Origin of the sequence: Acinetobacter kookii, assembly GCF_900096895.1 — a bacterium.
Classification (GTDB): Bacteria; Pseudomonadota; Gammaproteobacteria; order Pseudomonadales; family Moraxellaceae; genus Acinetobacter; species Acinetobacter kookii.
The window spans coordinates 708527-725760 of the sequence record NZ_FMYO01000001.1 but is presented as its reverse complement, the minus strand read 5'-3'; the positions used below and the strand labels follow the sequence as shown (position 1 = coordinate 725760).

General features: G+C 43.7%; 16 protein-coding genes. 6 read left to right on the top strand and 10 right to left on the bottom strand.

Features of this window, described 5'->3' with window-relative positions:
• Nucleotides 1–2: 2 nt before the first annotated feature.
• Both BLP85_RS03495 and BLP85_RS03490 read right to left on the bottom strand, forming a co-directional pair.
• A complete protein-coding gene (locus tag BLP85_RS03495) occupies nucleotides 3–1013 on the bottom strand; it encodes a hypothetical protein (protein WP_092818741.1) in 1011 nt (336 codons plus the stop codon).
• A 17-nt stretch (nucleotides 1014–1030) separates the two neighbouring features.
• Nucleotides 1031–1984, bottom strand: a complete 954-nt coding sequence (locus BLP85_RS03490) for an alpha/beta fold hydrolase (RefSeq protein ID WP_228143240.1) — start codon at nucleotides 1982–1984, stop codon at nucleotides 1031–1033.
• Between the two features lie 383 nt (nucleotides 1985–2367).
• On the opposite strand from BLP85_RS03490, the gene BLP85_RS03480 reads away from it, so the two are divergent.
• Nucleotides 2368–2982: a carbonic anhydrase gene (locus BLP85_RS03480; RefSeq protein ID WP_092818738.1), complete on the top strand. Its 615-nt coding sequence runs from the start codon at nucleotides 2368–2370 to the stop codon at nucleotides 2980–2982.
• 36 nt (nucleotides 2983–3018) lie between these two features.
• Here the strand turns inward: BLP85_RS03480 and BLP85_RS03475 are convergent, their stop codons facing one another.
• The gene (locus tag BLP85_RS03475) at nucleotides 3019–3603 is read right to left on the bottom strand and encodes an arylesterase (RefSeq protein WP_409449176.1); all 585 of its coding nucleotides are present in this window, start codon (nucleotides 3601–3603) and stop codon (nucleotides 3019–3021) included.
• 56 nt (nucleotides 3604–3659) lie between these two features.
• On the opposite strand from BLP85_RS03475, the gene BLP85_RS03470 reads away from it, so the two are divergent.
• A complete protein-coding gene (locus BLP85_RS03470; protein WP_092818736.1) occupies nucleotides 3660–4388 on the top strand; it encodes an ABC transporter ATP-binding protein in 729 nt (242 codons plus the stop codon).
• A 1-nt stretch (nucleotide 4389) separates the two neighbouring features.
• Nucleotides 4390–6870, top strand: a complete 2481-nt coding sequence (locus tag BLP85_RS03465; protein ID WP_092818735.1) for an ABC transporter permease — start codon at nucleotides 4390–4392, stop codon at nucleotides 6868–6870.
• Nucleotides 6871–6892: 22 nt separating this feature from the next.
• On the opposite strand, the gene BLP85_RS03460 is transcribed toward BLP85_RS03465, so the two are convergent.
• Nucleotides 6893–7705 (bottom strand): rhomboid family intramembrane serine protease, encoded by an 813-nt coding sequence (locus BLP85_RS03460; RefSeq protein ID WP_092818734.1) that lies wholly within the window; start codon nucleotides 7703–7705, stop codon nucleotides 6893–6895.
• A gap of 79 nt (nucleotides 7706–7784) precedes the next feature.
• Between BLP85_RS03460 and mtgA the strand changes: the two genes are divergently transcribed.
• Both mtgA and ppk1 read left to right on the top strand, forming a co-directional pair.
• On the top strand, nucleotides 7785–8459 hold the full coding sequence (gene mtgA / locus BLP85_RS03455) for a monofunctional biosynthetic peptidoglycan transglycosylase (RefSeq protein WP_092818733.1): 675 nt from the start codon (nucleotides 7785–7787) through the stop codon (nucleotides 8457–8459).
• Between the two features lie 115 nt (nucleotides 8460–8574).
• On the top strand, nucleotides 8575–10656 hold the full coding sequence (gene ppk1, locus BLP85_RS03450; RefSeq protein ID WP_092818732.1) for a polyphosphate kinase 1: 2082 nt from the start codon (nucleotides 8575–8577) through the stop codon (nucleotides 10654–10656).
• A 103-nt stretch (nucleotides 10657–10759) separates the two neighbouring features.
• On the opposite strand, the gene BLP85_RS03445 is transcribed toward ppk1, so the two are convergent.
• The 5 genes from BLP85_RS03445 to rubA form a co-directional block, all read right to left on the bottom strand.
• Nucleotides 10760–11389 carry a response regulator gene (locus tag BLP85_RS03445; protein WP_143002178.1) on the bottom strand — a complete coding sequence of 210 codons (630 nt, stop codon included), beginning with the start codon at nucleotides 11387–11389 and terminating at the stop codon, nucleotides 10760–10762.
• 695 nt (nucleotides 11390–12084) lie between these two features.
• Entirely contained in the window at nucleotides 12085–12990 is a 906-nt protein-coding gene (gene oxyR / locus BLP85_RS03440; RefSeq protein ID WP_092818730.1) for a LysR family transcriptional regulator OxyR, read from the bottom strand.
• A gap of 6 nt (nucleotides 12991–12996) precedes the next feature.
• A complete protein-coding gene (gene estB / locus BLP85_RS03435) occupies nucleotides 12997–13941 on the bottom strand; it encodes an esterase EstB (protein WP_092818729.1) in 945 nt (314 codons plus the stop codon).
• Between the two features lie 56 nt (nucleotides 13942–13997).
• The gene (locus tag BLP85_RS03430; protein WP_092818728.1) at nucleotides 13998–15176 is read right to left on the bottom strand and encodes an NAD(P)/FAD-dependent oxidoreductase; all 1179 of its coding nucleotides are present in this window, start codon (nucleotides 15174–15176) and stop codon (nucleotides 13998–14000) included.
• Between the two features lie 69 nt (nucleotides 15177–15245).
• Nucleotides 15246–15410 carry a rubredoxin RubA gene (gene rubA, locus BLP85_RS03425; protein WP_086195931.1) on the bottom strand — a complete coding sequence of 55 codons (165 nt, stop codon included), beginning with the start codon at nucleotides 15408–15410 and terminating at the stop codon, nucleotides 15246–15248.
• Nucleotides 15411–15929: 519 nt separating this feature from the next.
• Between rubA and BLP85_RS03420 the strand changes: the two genes are divergently transcribed.
• Nucleotides 15930–16472 (top strand): adenine phosphoribosyltransferase, encoded by a 543-nt coding sequence (locus BLP85_RS03420; protein ID WP_092818727.1) that lies wholly within the window; start codon nucleotides 15930–15932, stop codon nucleotides 16470–16472.
• A gap of 43 nt (nucleotides 16473–16515) precedes the next feature.
• Here the strand turns inward: BLP85_RS03420 and BLP85_RS03415 are convergent, their stop codons facing one another.
• Entirely contained in the window at nucleotides 16516–17022 is a 507-nt protein-coding gene (locus BLP85_RS03415; protein ID WP_092818726.1) for a YqiA/YcfP family alpha/beta fold hydrolase, read from the bottom strand.
• Between the last annotated feature and the right edge of the window lie 212 nt (nucleotides 17023–17234).

Sequence of the window (17234 nt, the reverse complement as noted above, 5' to 3'; positions counted from 1 at the left end):
TCTTATGAGGCCTCAAGGTTTAAAATTTTCTGTGCCGTTTCAGCATAATAGAATTTCTCTAAATAGGCTCTGGCACGTTCACGTAAATATGCAGATGAAACCAGTTTTTGCACGACAGGCGCCAGCAACTGCTGCAATTCGTGTTGGATCAAGGCTTCATCAATATTCAGGTCACGTAACAATAAGTCAAATGGGCGTTCCTGGTTGCGAATGTACCAGGCATAGACCCCATCATGAACCTGCTGTTTCAGGTAATCTGTTTGGCGGATGTGATCCCAGATTTCATGGCCTAAATTCACCGTGTTACCGAGATCCTGAACTTCAATATAATTTTTCAGTACCGTTAAAGGCATATCCTTGATTTTATGCCAGAGGTTGGCCTGAAAATGATAGAGCTTTTCGTCATCAAAATGCTGATTTAAAACATGCTCACTCATTTGGCTCAGTTTTAAAATATTCTTCTGCAAATAATGTGCAACGGTTTCATCCAGATTTGAATCGGTCACGGTTTCCAACACCGATTTGCCCATTTTCATAAAACGGGACACGCCAGGAACCCGTTTGGCCATGACCGAATTATCCACATAGTCCTGAATGGAGTGCTGAATGAGCTGGCTAATCATGGCGGAAAAGGCAGGATTATTGACCACCGTTTTAATCAAGCGCTGGCGGTGAGCACTTTTGCTCGCGACATATTGGGCAATTTTGTCGATGGTTAAAACTGGAATGACATCGGCTATTTTAGTGCTCTCGTTGAGCGGATGAACCAGGGCAAAACGCAGATGCTCCGTAATCTGCTCAATTAAAAAGCTGCTCGCGGGGGTGGCTAAAACCTGCTTTTGCAACAGTGCATTGATTTGCTCAAAGGACCAGATCTGTTGCAGCGGCTGTTTTCTAAACCACTGATAAAAATTCAGGAATTCAGTTTGAATCGTTGCAGTATGTGAAAACTCTTGGTCTAAAAAGTCAAGATGAGCTTCAATTAACTGCTCAATCATCGGATGTTTTTGCATACTGTCTCGGGGAAAAATTAATTGAGTGGAATAAGCTTATCTGCCAGCGGGTTTTTCATTTTTTGGGTCTTGGCAAGAAAGGGTAAATAATATGCCGCCACTTCCTGCTCTGCTTCCAAAATGGGCATGTGTCCTACATTATTAAGAATGACAGGAGCCTCAGCGCGTTTCAATAAAGATTTTAACTCATTTGCCACTTCAACATTAATAATTTTGTCCTGTTTGCCCCAAAGAATCAGGGTAGGGGCTTCTACCGTTCGGGTAAGACGGGCAAAGGATTCTGGCGTATAAATACGGTTCAGTGCCACCAGCTGATCGATCAGCTTGCCATTTTTTGCTGCTTGGGTAATCAGGTAGTTTTCCTGGGCAGATTTCACGGCGTTGGGTAAGCTGGGTGGATTTTGCATGACCCGATGCATCACCTGTTCCAGATCGCCAGGTTTAGACACGATCAGCTGTTTCAGGGTCACCGGATCTTTGGAATAGCGGGTCTTGGCCTGGGTATAAATACCTGCGCTATTGAGCAGAAACAGGCTTTGCGTATCAAACGGATATTGCGATGCATAGACAGTGGCAATCGATCCGCCCAGGGAATGGCCGGCCACATTCAGTTTGTCTTCTACATCAATGGCTTCAACAAAACGGCGCAGGCTTTCTGTCACATTGGGTACGGAAGCATCAAAGTTTTCAGGTGTTCTGGTTTCACCATTATTGGGCAAGTCGGGAATGATGACATGATAGTAAGGCGTTAAAAAATGGGCCACCCGGTTCCAGTTGTCCCGATTCCCGGCTAAACCATGAATCAGCAGAATGGTCGGTTTTTGCCGTGATCCTCCTTCATTGTAAGCCCAGCTAATCTCACCGACTTGAATGGTTCTGGCTTTCAACCCGGCTTCATTGCGTTCCTGAACCAGATAGTTTTGCAAATTTATTTTTTCTGTATTCGGTTTGGTGCTTTGAGCCACAGCCATGCCTGTAAAACAGCAGGCTGTAACAAGACAGAGGTTGCGTACAAATCGAGAAAAATTTGAACCAGGCTGTGTCATTGATGATCATCCTTGAAGACTCATGCCGATAATATTTATAGGTCAAGAATAAAAATTATCTAATTTCAGACAGCATCTAATTTTTTTAAATGTCTGTAGTTTATTGTAAATATTATTAAAGAAATGTCACTGAATTGTTTTTTGAACCCGGTAACTGGAAAGATTTAAAATGTGAACTGTGTCTTTTTTTGGACCCAATAAAAATATTTTGTAACGCAGTCAGAAACTGCACAGCTATGATTTTTTGCAAGTGACTTTCGGTTTTCATGGCATTAAAATGTTCCAACTTAAAACATTGGAAGACCAGCATGCTAACAGCAGAAGAAGCTTTAGATCGTTTAAAAAAAGGGAACCAGCGTTTTGTAAATGGTGAAACGACGCATTCTAAACTTTTGTCTCACCAGCAACGTGCAGAAATGGCAGAAAGCCAGGAACCGTTTGCAATTGTATTAGGCTGTTCAGACTCACGTGTACCGGCTGAAATGGTTTTTGACCAGGGGCTAGGTGACTTATTTGTGATTCGTGTAGCCGGCAATATTGTTGCGCCATCACAAGTCGGTAGTGTTGAATTTGCGGCGGACAGTTTTGGCTGTCCTGTAGTGATTGTTTTGGGGCATACCCATTGTGGCGCCATTCATTCCACCATTGAGGCATTGACCAATCCAGCAGCTCCGCCATCAGCCAACTTGATGTCGATTGTTAACCGGGTACGTCCTTCAGTTGAAATTTTAATGCAAACCGAACTCAAAGATGACTTGGATAAACTGTCCAAACATGCCGTACGTTCCAACGTTTTTGCATCCGTAAACCAGTTGCGTCACGGTTCTGCGGTATTGGAAAATTTGATTGCCCAAGGCAAGTTAAAAGTAGTGGGCGCAGAGTACTCGCTTGAAACGGGTGAAGTCACTTTCTTTGATTTTTAAGTTAAAAGTCAAAAGTCAGGATTTATAAAAGGCGCTTTATAAAGCGCCTTTTATATAGGGATAAGCATTGTTCAGCAAGATGCTTTGAGCAGAGGCATTGGGATGAACCAGATCGGCTTGCATCAGGCTTTTCTTGCCAGCCACACCTTCTAAAAAAAATGGCAGCAATTTCACATTATGCTGCTGACTGACAATCTTGTAATTCTTTTCAAAAGCTTTGCTATAAGCAGTGCCGTAATTGGGCGGAATTTTCATTCCAAATATAATGACTTTGGCTTTCGCTTTTTGACTATGCTGCACTAAAGTCGCCAGGTTTTTTTGAATCAAGAGCGGTGGCTGACCGCGTAAACCATCATTCCCGCCCAGTTCAATCACCACAATATGCGGCTTATAGGTTTGCAGCAATTTGGGTAGGCGTGCCACGGCGCCACTGGTGGTTTCACCACTGACACTGGCATTGACCACTTTATGCTGTTTCGGATACTGTTGGTCTAGACGTTTCTGTAATAACGCTACCCAGCCTTGCTGTGCCTGTATGCCATAACCCGCACTAATACTGTCACCCACAATCATAATGGTTTTAGCAGATGCCATGACTGGAGTAAGACCCAGACTGAGCATGGCCAAGCAAGGCAATACAAGAGTTTTCAGATTGCGATTTTGCATATAGGGATTTTATGACCCACGTTAATAGCGACCATTCCATCATGCCACAAGTGATTATCTCTGCACAGCAGCTTAGCCAAAAGATCAAATTTGCCCAAAAAGAACTCAGCATTTTTGAAAATCTCAGCTTTGATATTCACCGTGGTGAACAGGTAGCAATTACCGGACGATCCGGTTCAGGTAAATCGACCCTGCTGGGTATTCTGGCGACGCTGGATCAGGCCAGTTCAGGAAAATTGCAGGTCTGTGGGCAATCGATTACCGAATTGAATGAAGAACAGCGAGCGCTGGTGCGCTTAAAAAATATTGGTTTTGTATTTCAGTCCTTTCAGCTGTTACCGCACTTAACGGCGGTGGAAAATGTGATGTTGCCGCTACGCTTAAAGCAGAATTTTAACTTTGCTGCAGCTGAAAAAAAGGCTTTGGCTTTGCTGAAGAAAGTCGGTCTGGAACGTCAGGCCCAGCAGACACCCAAAGTCTTGTCGGGGGGGGAGCAGCAACGGGTGGCGATTGCCCGTGCCTTAATTAGCGACCCGCAAATTATTTTTGCCGATGAACCGACCGGTAATCTGGATGCACAAACCGCCAAGGAAATTGAACAGCTGCTGTTTCAGCTGAATCGTGAATTTGGCACCACGCTGGTGCTGGTGACCCATGATTCAACATTGGCCCAGCAATGCCAGCGGCATTTTGAGTTGCGCGATGGCCATTTGATCGAACATGGCTTGGGAGAGGACTGAAATGAATCGATTATTTCGGCCACTGCTGACGCAAAGCTTTAAAAGCAGCGGTGTTTATCTGCTGATCATTGCCTTGACCCTGGCGATTAGTGCCACCACTGCGCTGAAATTTAGCAATGAACAGATTCAAAATGCTGTGGCGCTCCAGGCCGCAGAAATGCTGGCAGCAGACCTGGTGCTGACCGACAATCAGCCGCTGGAACAAAAGTGGCAGAATCAGGCCAGACAATTAAAACTGCAACAATCCCAAGTCACTGCATTCAGTTCAATGGCTCATACCCGGGATCAGTTTGTCATGGTGAATGTGAAAGCCATCGATCAGGCATTTCCCTTGCGCGGGGAGCTGCGGGTCCTGCCACAGGCACAAACCATCCAGCCTGGCGAGGTCTGGATGAGTCCACGTGCCATGGATTTATTGCAGGTTAAAGTGGGAGATACAGTCAATATTGCCGATGCGCAGTTTAAGATTACGGCAAAAATTGAGCATGATTCCAATCAGGAACTGGGCTTTTCCGGCTTTTCGCCAACGGTGATGATTTCCCGCAGCGACGTAGCCAAAACCAATGCCATTCAGGTGGGCAGCCGTGCCGAGTACCGGTTGTTGATGGCAGGAGACCCTCAGCAGACCAGGCAGTTTGAGCAAAATTTCAAGAAGTCTCAGCAAGGTAATTCATCTAAAACAGCCGATGAGGTACAAACTGCTGATGATCAAAATAGCCTCAGGTTAAGAAATGCCAGCGAAGGCAATACCCGTTTAATGAAGCCGATTGCCAATCTGGATACTTTCCTGCAACTGAGCAATATCTTGACCATTTTGCTGTGCGGGATTGCAATTGCCCTGACCAGCCAGCGTTATGTACAACAAAATCAGGACAATATTGCATTGATGCGTTGCATTGGTGCGACACGAGGGCAGATTCTCAATGCCTATCTCAGTTTGCTGGCTGTGGTCTTAATGATTGCTATAGCGATTGGCAGTCTGGCTGGAATCGCACTGGGCTATGGTTTGCTGCAACTGATGCTGCAACTGATTCCAAATTTGCAGATGGAGTTTTCTGCCGGGGAAATGCTGCTGGGTCCATTACCGGTTGCCATGCTGACCAGTGCTGTGGTGCTATTGGGATTCATTGTTCCCAGTCTGTGGCAATTACTCAATACTCCGCCGATTCGGGTCATTCGCCAACAGGAAAAATCGGTACAGTCAATGCTCTGGATGTTGGTGATGGGCACAGCCAGCTTGGCACTGTTCAGTATTGTGCTGACTGAAAATCTTGTGCTGACTGCCTGGGTGATGGGGGCGATTGTACTGCTGTGTACCATCCTCTATTTAATGATCTGGGGCTGTTTAAAGTTCATCAAAAACCTGAAAGGGGCAATTTCAGCCTATGTGCGGGTGCCGTATCAAACCGCTTTTCAAATTACCGCTCTGGCACTGGGCCTGAGTCTGATGACGGTGTTGACCGTGTTGCGGACCGATTTGCTGGAGCGTTGGCAACAGCAATTGCCGGAAGGCACTCCCAACCAGTTTGTGTATGGTCTGCCGCCGTTTGATATGCCTGCTTTCAAAGCTCAGATGAAACAACACGGCTGGCCAAGTACGCCCTTATATCCCAATATTCGTGGTCGCCTAGTCGCAAAGAACGATCAGCCTTTTGCGGCAGATCTGGTCAAAAGCAACAATTCTTTACGCCGTGAACTGAATTTAACCCAGACCACAGAATATCCGGTGGACAATATTATCCTGCAGGGCACGGCCGCCTTGAAACATCCCGGTGAGGTGTCGGTTGAAGCCAAAACCGCAGCAGAACTGGGCATTAAAATCGGCGATCGGCTCACCTTTAGCCTGCCTGAAGGCCAGATTCAGGCCAAGGTGGTGAACTTGCGCAGTGTGGAATGGGAAAGTTTCAGTCCGAATTTTTTCTTTATTTTTGCGCCCAACACCATGGATGAAAATGCCGGCAGCTATTTAGGCAGTTTTTACGTGCCGGAACAGGATAAAAACCAGATGGTGTCGGTAATTCAGCAATTTTCCAACACCGTTTTTATTGATGTCAGCCTGATTCTGGATGAGGTCAAACGCCTGGTGAAGGTGCTGGTGCAAATTATCACCATTCTGGCGCTGTTGGTCAGTGTTTCGGGGGTTCTGGTGTTAATTGCCTGTTTAAACCTGTTGATGGATGAACGCAAACGTGAAGTGGCTTTGCTGCGTTCATTCGGCAGTTCCAAGCAAAAGCTCAAGCAGATGATGACCCTGGAAATTGGCTTTATGGGATTCATGGCAGGAATTGTATCTTGCCTGTTTGCCGAAGTGATCAGTGCCATTGCCAGTTATAAAATGAATCTGCTGATTCAGGCCCACTGGCAAATCTGGATGATTTTACCCATACTCATGACGCTACTGTGTGCGCTGATTGGTCGTTATCGTTTAAGTTATCTCTGTGATATTCCGCCACTGCAAAGTTTGCGAGAGATGAATCAATAGATTGCTCTCTAAACTGGAAAATCTAAAAATGCAGTTGTGCCCGCATGGCGGCCAATATTTGCCGCCAGACCGGTTCCAGAATCTGCACTTGTTGCATGCAGTAGGCATACAACAGATAACAGCTGATGATGCCTACCGTCATGCCTGCAACAAAAGCCAACCTGGGTTTATGTATTCGTTGTCCCGCATACCAGATTATTGTTAGCACCGCACCCATCAACATGCCGCCAATATGTGCGGCATTGTTAATTCCGGCAATGGTAAAGCCAATCAGCAGGTTAATCCCCATAATCATCAGTAGGCTTTTTTTATCTAGAATAAAGCGCTGTTTCGGTAATGAGGGGAGTAGCGCTAAAACCGTCAATGCACTGCCTATACCCATCACGGCACCGGATGCACCGGCACTGACGGTAGGAAGAAGTGTCGGGTCATTGCTTTGCAAGAGTTCAAAGCTATTCTGAATATCGAGGAAACCGCTCAGTAAACTGCCCATCAGACCGGCAAGAATATAAAGTCCCAGATAATAAAACCGGCCTAAAAGCTGTTCGGCCACACTGCCAAAAATATACAGCGCCCACATGTTCAGCATTAAATGAATCAGGCCAAAATGAAAAAACATGCTGGTAAACAGGCGAGTGGGTTCCTCTAAAAAGGTTAAAGGTGCATAATCAGCACCCCAATGAATCGCATCGACCAGACTGGGAGCCGTAATATTGACTCCGCTCAGGACTTGCCAGAGAAATAAACCGACATTGATGGCAATAAAAACTGCCGTCAGCCACCACAGATGAACTTCAGGTTTGCTTTGAATGGAAGGGGGAGAAAGTTCGGCCATGCTATTCTTTTATAATCTTTGCTATATTCAGCATCCAGCTTAGCACGAAAAAAACAGATTTTTGGAGTAACTCACTGACATGAAAGCTTTTATTGTTCGTAGTTTGTTAATACTTGTCAGTCTGGTGCTTCTGGTTCAACTGTGGATTTTTTCAAGTTTGCTATGGTGGCGCACCCATCCGGTGGACACCACCATGATGATGCGTCTGGATTACTGGTCTGAACCTTCGAAACCGATTAAACATGATTGGCGTGATTATGATCGGATCAGCAATTATATGAAACATGCCGTGGTTGCCGCGGAAGACGGAAAGTTTTTGCAGCATAAAGGTTTTGACTGGGAGGGCATGCAATTCGCCCTGGAACGCAACAAAGACAAGGGTAAGGTGGTAGCCGGCGGTTCTACCATTTCCCAGCAACTGGCCAAGAACCTGTTTTTATACAATAAACGCTCTTTCCTGCGTAAAGGGCAGGAAGCGGTTGCCACCTGGATGATGGAACGGATGTGGTCAAAACAGCGCATTCTGGAAGTCTATCTCAACTCGGTAGAATTTGGCGACAATATTTATGGCATAGAAGCAGCCACCCAGCATTACTTTGGTAAAAGTGCGCGAAGCCTGAGTCGTGAACAGGCCGCATTTCTAGCAGCCATTTTGCCCAACCCTAAATATTATCAAGATCATCAACAAGATAGAAAGCTGCAATATCGCAAGCGGATGATTCAAAAATATATGCGTTATAGCCATATTCCCTAATTTAAGATTTATTTTCAAAAAGCCCAGTGATTTGGGCTTTTTTTTATGAAATTGTCATAAATTTGAAGCATACTTGTGAAGATACAGGCTACTTTCGAACAATTACAGGTTAGGTATGAATACGGCTGCTAATACGACTCCGACGCAAATAGAATACGCATATAATGATCGCTACATTAATCGTGAGCTTTCTATTCTCGACTTCCATTTGCGCGTGTTGGAGCAAGCGGTCGATCCTTTGCATCCTTTGCTTGAGCGAATGAATTTTCTGCTTATTTTTTCCCGTAATCTGGATGAATTTTTTGAAATTCGTGTTGCGGGGATGATGGAGCAACTGGATTTAGGCAATGAAAGCCATAGCCCGGACGGTTTAACCCCTAAACAGGTGCTGGAGATCATTTCCAAAACCACGCATGAGGCAATTGAGCGTCAGTACCGCATTTTAAATGAACAAATTTTGCCTAAATTGCGTGAAGAAGATATCTGTTTCTTGCGCCGTGGCGAACTGACACCTGCACAGTCAGCCTGGGTGAAAAAGTATTTTCAGGAGCAGGTGGCGCCGGTACTGACACCGATCAGCCTTGATCCGGCACATCCGTTCCCGCGTCTGGTCAACAAAAGCCTCAACTTTATTGTGACCCTGGAAGGTAAAGATGCTTTTGGCCGTCAGATTGATCTGGCTGTAGTGCCTGCACCGCGTTCATTGCCCCGTGTCGTGCGTTTGCCGGATGAACTCACCGGGGGGAAAGAGCATCATGTGATGTTGTCTGCCATTATTCATGAACATGTTTCAGACCTGTTCCCGGGCATGACGGCAACCGGCTGTTACCAGTTCCGCGTGACCCGAAATGCCGATCTGGCCTTAAACGAAGATGTGGAAGACTTGGCCAAAGCCCTGAAAGGGGAACTGAATTCGCGTCGTTTTGGTCGTGCGGTACGTCTGGAAGTGACCCATAATTGCCCGAAACATATCTATGACTATTTGCTGGATGAGTTCGATCTGGAAGAAGAGCAACTGTACAAGGTCGATGGCCCGGTTAACTTGGCGCGATTGTTGTCCAATTTTAAGCGCCCGCATTTACGTTATGATTCGCATACGCCGGTGATTCCGAAAGTGCTGAAAAAATCTGAAAATATTTTTTCTGCCATGCAGAAGCAGGATATTTTACTCCATCATCCGTTTGAGTCTTTTGCCCCGGTCATTAATTTACTGCGTGAAGCTGCACGTGATCCGCAAGTTTTAGCCATCAAGCAAACGTTATACCGAAGTGGTCCGGACTCTGAAATTGTTCAGGTCTTGGCTGAAGCGGCGCGCAACGGCAAGGAAGTGACGGCGGTAATTGAACTGCGTGCCCGTTTTGATGAAGAATCCAACATTGCTGTCGCGAATGTGCTGCAAGAAGCCGGAGCAGTGGTGGTGTATGGCATTGTCGGTTATAAGACGCATGCCAAAATGATTCTGGTGGTACGCCGTGAAAACAACAAGCTGGTGCGTTATGTACATTTGGGTACCGGCAACTACCATGCCGGCAATGCTCGTATTTATACCGACTATGGTTTGCTGACCACGGACAAAGAGCTTTGTGAAGATGTGCACCGCATTTTCCAGGAATTAACCGGTATGGGGAAAATGGCAAAACTGAAAAAGTTATTGCATGCACCTTTCACCCTGCATGCCCAGCTGATTAATTTCATTGATGATGAAATTGCCAATGCCAAAGCCGGTAAACCTGCGCAAATTATTGTCAAGGTGAATGCCTTAACGGAAATGCAACTGATCAATAAATTATATGAAGCCTCTCAAGCCGGCGTACAAATTGATCTGATTATCCGCTCGATCTGCTGCCTGCGTCCCGGTTTGCCGGGCCTATCTGAAAATATTCGGGTCCGTTCCATTGTAGGACGTTTCCTAGAGCATACCCGTGTCTATTACTTCTTGAACGGAGGAGAGAGCCGGATTTACTGTTCAAGTGCAGACTGGATGGACCGAAACCTGTTCAATCGTGTCGAAGCCTGCTTCCCGATTGAAGATGCGGCATTGAAAAAACGCATTTACCAGCAAGGTTTGCTGAATTATTTAAAGGATAACCAGCAAGCGTGGTTACTGCAAAGTGATGGTACCTGGTTACGTGCACAGGTTGCTGAAGGGCAAGAAGCACATAATGCACAGCGGATATTATTAGAGCTGATCAAATAATCCGGAACAGTGTCCTTCATATCACCTCAATAAGTCCTCGGACTCCTTGAGGTGATTGATTTACTCATCAATTATTCCGGATCAATCATCCTAAATTGAAAAGTTAAGAGTCTAAACTGGCAATTTTTCTGTAGATATTTTTAATATTGCCTTCAATTTTATACAGTGGAATATGGGTTTGATCTGCCACTTGCTGTGAATTTAAACCGGCTGCGACCAGATTTAAAATTTCAGATTCAATCGCTGTTAGGCTGAGCGTAGGGTTTTCTTCGAGCCCGGATTTATTTTCAATACCTTTAGTTGGATGAGACAAAATATATTGGGCTAAATCGTGATGGATGGGAGCTCCTCCACGTAGGGTACTTTTAATATGATTGAGCATTTCTGCTTCCGTATGATGATGAAAAACATATCCTTGTGCACCAGACTGAATGGCATTGAAGAGTAATGTGGTCTGCTGTTGGGCTAAGATTGCAATCACATAGCTATCGGGATGGATGTGTTTTAAATTTTTTATAAATCCAAGCTTTGCTGTAGTGTGCACTGCCACATCAATAAAAATCAGGTTGGGCAAATGCTGCTGCAACCACGTTTCAGCTTCGGCTAGATTTTGGGTGCTCATCATTAATTCTTTCGGATAACCCAATCTCATGAGAATCATTTCTAATGGCTGATTACAAAGAGGTTGATCCTCTATCATCATGATAGGAACAGGTAATATTAGTTCACCCACAAGGTGGTACTCACATTGGTTTTATATTTTATCTTGTTACTTTGTGATAAAAACGAGGAAACTGCTATCCCTGAAACTAGTGAATTTATAAAATTATAGTAAATTTAAGTATCTGTACAATAAAGCATATTTAAACAAAAATTATTTTATTATGATTTTTCTTGTAGTTTATTTTCTTTGCTTTTATTTAAAGCTTATTCATGCTTATAAATAATGAAAAATACCTAATTATAGGGATATAAAAACCGATTTTAACGCTATAGCATAATAACACTTTTTGTTTGGGTGATCCGGCAAGACTATTTCAACTCCAAGGGCTACAATATTTTTATTACAATCATAGTAATAGAAATATTTTACCTTACATGGCTTATCTGGGTGGATAAGCTATTTTTTTACCTTTATTTTTAGAATGAAACAAAAAATACCTATTATCAGGGATATAAAGTACTGGAATAGTTGAATAAAATAAGCTTGCTTCGAGTGGTTTTGCAATTCAGAAGTGAGCAATTTTTGAAGAAGGGTTTTTCGTTCATCCACATATGAGAGTTTTTCCATTTGCTTCAAACAAGGTTTATCCGGGTGGTAAACCTTTTTTTATGAAAAAATCAGGCATTTCATTAGAAAAATGAGCCTGAATAGTTCCATTAAGCATAAAAAAAGGAGCAGCTGCTCCTTTTAATAAGTTGAATCTTTTAATGAAGATCCTGGGTGATCTTTTGCAAAATTTGCAGCAGTACATCAAACTCGCTTTGCAATGGTGTGCTTTTACGGGTCAACAAGGCAAGCGTACGACTTGGCGCTTCCTCGATAGATTTAACCACTAAATCGGAATTGGCTTTAATCATATGAGTATGAATGGCAATCTCAGGAAGCAGGGTAAAGCCCAAGTCTGAAGAAACCATTTCGACCAGTGTCGGCAATGAACTTGCTTTTAAGCGATGATCATTTTTACGTTCACCAATTGGGCAGGCACTTAATACATGGTTGCGTAAGCAATGACCTTCTTCAAGTAACACTAAGCGAGATAAATCCAGATCATCCAAACTGCGGGCATTCTGGGCATTCTGATCCGCTTTATGGTAAACCAGATACAGGTTTTCTTTTGCAATTTCGGCAACTTTTAAGCCACGCGTGTCAAATGGTAAGGCCAACACGATCATGTCCAGATTGCCGTGTTCGAGTTTTTCGACAATCTTTTCACTTTGCGCTTCGTGCAAGTGCAGCTGAATTTTAGGAAGCTGCTTATGCACTTCATCCAGAAGCTGAGACAAAATAAAAGGCGCAATTGTAGGAATAATCCCTAAATGTAAATCACCTGTTAAGGGTTCGCTCATTTCACGACTTAAACGCATCAAGTCTTGTGCATCTGCCAATAGAACACGGGCTCGGGCAACAACCTGTTCGCCAAGCGGAGTTAAACGCACATTTTGGCGATCGCGTTCAACAAGTACTCCACCTAGCAAGCGCTCTAACTCCATGATCCCGCCTGACAAAGTTGACTGGGTCACAAATGAACGGCGCGCAGCTTCAGTAAAATGCAGCGTTTCAGACAGTGTAACGAGGTATGACAGCTGTCTTAAAGAGGGTAATGCAGCCATAGTGTCCTAATGTTTTGATTTAAAGTGATCAGCAAATAATCCGCTTAGATATGGAATAAAATGCGGTGGGATATCATGCCCCATTCCATCAATTAATTCAAACTTCGCATCAGTAATTGCCTTTGCAACTGCTTTGCCATGACTCGGTGGCAATAAACGATCACGAGAGCCATGTACCACAAGGGTAGGTTGCTGAATTTGCTTACCCAATTGTAGCAAAGAACCTGTACATAATATTGCTAAAAACTGTTGAAGTACACCCGCTGGGTAATAACTTCGTTGATATAATTTGCGTGCAGTCTGAATAATTTCCAGTTGATTGATATATCCTGGAGAACCAATAATGTTAAACACCTTTACGCTATGGTTGACAATGCCTTCTTCATCCGTTGATTCCGGTCTGCCAATCAGGCTAAGCAGCTGTTTAGGAAAAGGCGGCGGTAACAGCGGCTGATTGTTACTGGTAAACATCAGACCTAAATTACTGACTTTTTGTGGATGCTTGGCTGCCAGAATCTGCGCAATCATGCCCCCCATGGAAGCACCAATCACCGAGACTTTTTCCAGTCCCAAACGCTCAATCAGTAGTGCCGCATCTTCTGCCATATCATATAAGTCATATGGCGCACCTTGATTTTGTAAGCCCAAGGCAAAACGTCCCATCAATTTCAGGGTGTTGAGACGGGGACCCGAGTGACGGATTTTGGAAGACAGACCAATATCGCGGTTGTCAAAACGAATCACGCGATAACCTTGGTCAATCAGCGACTTGCAGAAAAAATCAGGCCAAAACAACATTTGCGCACCTAAACCCATAATCAGCATGATGGCTGGATGTTCAGGATCTCCCCCCATTTCCACATGAAGTTCAACGCCATTGCCTAAATTGACTTTGGTTTCATGCATAAAAGATGTATAGGGAGAACCCGTAAAATTAAGTGCGCTATTCATTATTGTTTTCCTAAAAAAGGACATTTTGCTGAAAAAATGTCCTAGGTGTTAAAACCTTAAACCGCAGCAGGAAGCAAGTCTGGTACCAGTTTAGTAAGGCTCAAACGCTGTTTGGCAGCACTTGGTCCCAACAAGACAAAACCACGTAATGTATTTTCGCTATCCAAAGCTTTGGCAATCATGCCATCTTCAAGTTCTTCTGTCTCCCAGTTTACATCAACATCCACAGGTGCTGGAAGTACTGTCAGCGGTGCAGCAGGGGTTTTGACTGCAACTGGCATTGCCGGGTAATGCACATGGGTTTTTTCACCGTTCAGGGTTTTCGCTAACGCGCGTGCCTGTTGCATGATTGGCATGACATAAGGCAACAATAAACCATTAACCTCGGCACAGTCTCCAATGGCATAAATATCTGCCTGGTTGGTTTCCAGATGACTATTGGTCAAAATACCGCGACTACAATGAATGTCAGCGGTTTTGGCCAACTCCAGATTTGGGTGTAAACCAATCGCAGAAAGCACAACGTCGGCAACCACAGACTGGCCATTGGCTAACGTGATTAGATAATCACCTTTTTCCACTTTGATGACTTTTTCAACCGTAGTACCCAAAACGAAGTGAATGCCGGTATCTTCAAGTTTTTCCTGGAAAGACGTTGCAACATGGGTAGGTAACAAGCGTCCCAAAGGTTGAGGAGCCAAATCAATCACAGTCACTTGATGGTCTGTGTTTTGCAAATCATTGGCAAATTCACAGCCAATCAGACCGGCACCTAAAATCACCACACGTTTATCGTGATGCTGATCCAGGTTCTTACGGAATGCCTTGTAGTCTTCTAAATTATTGACGACATGAATATCATCACTGCCATCGCCTGCAATGGCTACGCGAACAGGATGAGCACCCACCGCAAGCACCAACTTGGCATAAGGCTGAATTGTTTGTTGTCCGTTTTTTTCTAAAACAAGCTGATGCTGGGCCGCTTGAATTTCTTTTACCCAGGTATGTGCTTCAATACGCATATTCAGTTGGGTTGCCATTTTAGCTGCATCACCCAAGGCAATTTGTTCAGGTGCCTTTTTTCCAGCTAAAGCATTGGAAAGCGTCGGTTTGGCATAGTTTACCGCATCATCTGCACAGATCATGACCAGCTCATGTTCGGGATTAAGCTTGCGAAATTCACGTGCTGCGGTATAGCCGGCCATACCAGAACCAATGATGACGATAGGATGCATATTATTCTCCAGACGGGTTTCTATAAGACGTAAAAAAAGACCATTCACTATGGTCTTTGCTATCAATAATCAGACTTCTACCATTTCAAAATCAACTTTTGATACACCACAGTCCGGGCAGGTCCAGTCATCCGGGATATCTTCCCATTTGGTACCCGCGACAATACCATCTTGTGGCCAACCTTCAGCTTCGTCATAAATCCATCCACAAACGATGCATTGATACTTCTTCATTTGACTCTCCAAAATACTGACTTTCAAAAATGTGCGATCAGTAAAATTCCATATACCGTGTGACTTTATCGATATGATTTTCGATGTACATATTCAAGCAAATTTTTACGCAGTTCTATCGTCAATGTAAAGCGAATATCGGAGTTTAAAGGCAGAAATTGAAACCAGAATTGCTTATGAGGACAAAACTTGTCTTTAAAACAGGGAAAGAGGCAGAAGTTAATCCATATAAGTTCATCATGAAGTTTAAAATTTTGCTAAAAACAAGGTTTTGGCTATCGCCTTTTGAAAGCAGGTCATTCCTCTTTAGACTAAGGTCGTGCAGAAAAAAATGACTGTGTTTGTTATTCTAAGATTAGATAAATCTATACCTATTATTTATTTAAAAAATTAACCCAATAAATCAGTAAGTTATAATTTTGTGACTATTTTTATTGTGCCTTAAAAGTAAGCGATTACTGGTCATGGGCCTAATAAAGCGTTAAAATTCACTCATTCTTTTTTAAATACTTTTCTCCCATGAGCAATCTGTCTACAACTTTGTGGTCTAACATTCGTACTGTCCAGGATTTCCCAAAACCAGGTATCTGCTTTTTTGACCTGACTCCATTATTTATGGGAAATATTGAGTTATTAACTGAAGCTTTAATTGCCAGTATTCCTGCTGAAAAATTGGCAGAAGTCGACAGTTTTGTTGCAGTTGAAGCACGCGGTTTTGTGTTGGCAAGCCTGTTGGCACAACGTTTGGGTAAAGGTTTATTGCTGGTTCGTAAAGCAGGAAAATTACCGCCGCCGGTTGTTGGCGTCGGTTATAGCCTGGAATACGGTATGGACCGTCTGGAAATGTCAGCTGACGTTCAACCGCAAAAAATCATTATTGTGGATGATGTGCTAGCCACTGGCGGTACGCTAAAAGCAGTCAAACAGTTGGTGAATAAATGCAAGCATGAGGTTTTAGGGGTAAGTGTTTTTCTGGACTTGCCAGATTTGCATAATGACCTGGGCTTGGACATTTGGTCTGTGCTAGATAACAAATCACAGCCGGAACAAGCTGTTGCTTGATTAAGCCCTTTGAAAAAAAAGCCTTGGTTATTCCAAGGCTTTTTTATTTTTTCAAAAAATGTGTCTGCATATGCTGGAGCAGGCCATTGATATTTTCCGGACTGGCTAAACGATGATGCCCACCTTCGACGGTCTGAACCTGCATATAGGGTTCAAGTTGCTGTTGAACCGCATACATATCCAGTTCTTCATCGCCTAATTCCAGATAGGCAATTTGTGCAATATCATGTTCCAGATCATCTTCACTAATAGGCGGATAATCTGTACGAAAGTCTGGACTCAGGCTGGGATTGGCAATAATCGCCGGAATTTTACAGAGCGCTGACATTTTCAGGGCCCAATAGGCACCCAAGCTATGGCCAATCAGGATTTCCGGTTGAATTTTGGCAATAGTTTCCCGGTAAAAATTAGCAACGGTTTGGAAATTCAGGTTGCGATAATCTACATCGATACAATATTTATGATCGGCGTCAATCGCATGGAATCTGGTCGATTCACGCGAAGAATCGAGTCCATGTAAAAACAGGATTTTTAAAGGGCATGTCGTCATTTTTTTAGTTCATACTTTCTTTATTCACAAAGATAGAAACAGTTAAATAGATTACTTTTCAACTATTTTCTTGTGTTCATTGTAAGTCAGTTGGCTGTATAAAGAAGTTAGCTTTTGGTCTAAGATGTATTTCAGATCAATCAAATAAACTCAATTACAAAATAAATTGTTAATTAAAAACAAATACTTGGTGTTATTAATTGTTCAAATCG